Origin of the sequence: Streptomyces sp. NPDC006476 (assembly GCF_040612015.1) — a bacterium.
Lineage (GTDB): Bacteria > Actinomycetota > Actinomycetes > Streptomycetales > Streptomycetaceae > Streptomyces > Streptomyces griseorubiginosus_B.
Genome location: NZ_JBEXPK010000272.1, coordinates 1 through 1955 on the forward strand (window position 1 = coordinate 1; position 1955 = coordinate 1955).

A 1955-nucleotide genomic window follows, 5' to 3' on the forward strand; every position below is an offset into this window, starting at 1 on the left:
GGGGAGGAGATCGTACGGTGCCTGCGTGATGGTCCGGTGAGGGTACGGAGGTGGTCCGGCGGTGGGCGTGCGTCAGGGATGTGCAAGGTCGTCGCGAAGGACCCCGACACGCTGCCGGAGGACTGGCTGAGCCCTCCGGACGCCATCGGGACCAACGGCTACGCGTGCACCAAGTGGGTCGGGGAAGCCATCGGCCGGCTGGCTCGCGATCGCGGCATTCCGACCGCGACATACCGGCTGGCCCGGATCAGCGGCCACACCGAGACCGGGGCCATGGGGCCCGACGACGGGTTCTGGCACAAGGTGCGGGCATGCGCCGAGATCGGGGCCCGGCCCGTGCGCGACGACGGCACAGTCGAGCGGCAGAACCTGGTACCGGTAGATTTCGCCGCGCGGGCCTTTGTCCATCTGGCCCTCACCCAGCGGCCCGACGGCCGGACCTACAACATCGCGGCCCCCGCAGGCACGGCCGCGGACGCCGTGCTGGACTACGCGCAGGAGTTCGGGTACCCGATGGAAAGGGTCTCCCCGTCCGTATGGCGGAAGCGCGTGGAGAAAGCCGCCGCCGACACGCCCGTCTCCGGCTCCGGTTCCCTCCACGCCGTCGCTTTGCTCACCAGTGGGACTCGCGCCGTGCCGGGCAACGTTCCCACATGCTACGACCGGCGCAACCTCCTGGCGGGGCTCGCCGACGTCGGCTGGGACTTCCCGGCGGTCGGCCCCGAGATCCTCGAACGGTACTTCTCCTACTTCGTAGCGGCCGGGTTGTTGCCGCCGCCCGACAGGTCGTAGCGGCCTGCGCCGAGTTGTCGGTGGATGATCGGACGGCGGGCGGATTCGAGGAGCGCCGGGTGGGTGCCGGCGTGCCGTTCCCAGCGGATCCGCTGCCGCCGGAAGCCGTACAGCGCCACGCCGCTCGCCTGACCCGTCCCGCACTGCCGGCAGGCCCCCGGTTCACCCTCCAGCCAGTACCCGCCGCTCAGCTCAGCGGAAACCACACTGCCGCCCTCACGCTGTAGCACACTCACATCCGCTCAACGACCCAGCCGGCCGACAGGCCACGCCCGCGCTCCCGATGATCCGCAGAAAGCCGCCGCACCGCGACAGCCTGAGCGTGCCATGGGCGGGGGATCTTCACTGCCAGGAGTTCCTCCGAGGCGGAGGCCCACGATCTGCATGCCCCGGAGATCCGTGTTCTGGGGCCGGTCGAGGTCGGCGGCGTGTCCGCCTCAGGGCACGGCCCCCGGATCGCACAGCTCGCCGCCTTGATCTACTTCCGGCCCGGTCGCTTCGCCGATGCGCTGTGCACCGACATGGACCCGATGAGCGGGGCGAGGTCGGCGAGCTCGGCCACGATCAAGGGCGCCTTTTCGGTGCCAATGCCCTCGACCTGCTGCATCGCGTCCGCGTCAGCGGCGCGGATGTTGTCCATGGTGGCGAAGTGCCGGGCGATGCGTCGGGACATGGACCGGCCGGTGCTGCGCACCCCGAGCGCGCACAGGACCCGTGACAGCGGCTGGCCCTTGGCCGCGGCGATGGCGGCCAGCAGGTTGTCGGTGCTGGTCTCACCGATCCGCTCCAGGCCCAGCAACTGGTTGCGGGTGAGGGTGAACAGGTCGGCGAGATCGGCCACGAGACCGGCGTCGACGGGCTGGACGACGCGGGGTGGCGCCGAGGCCTTCGATGTCGCGCTGGGCGCGGCCGGCGGCGTAGGACAGGGAGGCGACCAGGTGGCAGTTGCGGCCCTGCTCGCACCGCCAGCGTTCCTGGCTGGTGTCGATGCCGGATCCGCAGCGCGGGCAGGCTTCAGGGAAGACGATGGGCTGTTCGTCGTCGGTGCGCAGGTGGGCGACGGGGGCCTCGATGCGGGGGATGACGTCGCCGGCCCGGTGGACCATGACGTGGTCGCCCAGGCGCAGGTCGCGGCGGGTGATGTCGGCCGGGTTGTGGAGGGT

General features: G+C 71.3%; 2 protein-coding genes and 1 pseudogene. 1 reads left to right on the forward strand and 2 read right to left on the reverse strand.

Annotated elements, in window-relative coordinates; all coding sequences use genetic code 11:
* Positions 1-792 (forward strand): SDR family oxidoreductase (locus ABZZ74_RS53925; RefSeq protein ID WP_356951415.1); only part of this gene is annotated, 792 nt, incomplete at its 5' end.
* Here the strand turns inward: ABZZ74_RS53925 and ABZZ74_RS53930 are convergent.
* Positions 747-1028 (reverse strand): hypothetical protein, encoded by a 282-nt coding sequence (locus tag ABZZ74_RS53930; protein WP_356951416.1) that lies wholly within the window; start codon positions 1026-1028, stop codon positions 747-749. The two genes, ABZZ74_RS53925 and ABZZ74_RS53930, sit on opposite strands and share 46 nt — an antisense overlap.
* 293 nt (positions 1029-1321) lie before the next feature.
* A pseudogene (locus tag ABZZ74_RS53935) lies at positions 1322-1955 on the reverse strand (helix-hairpin-helix domain-containing protein); the annotation flags it as partial.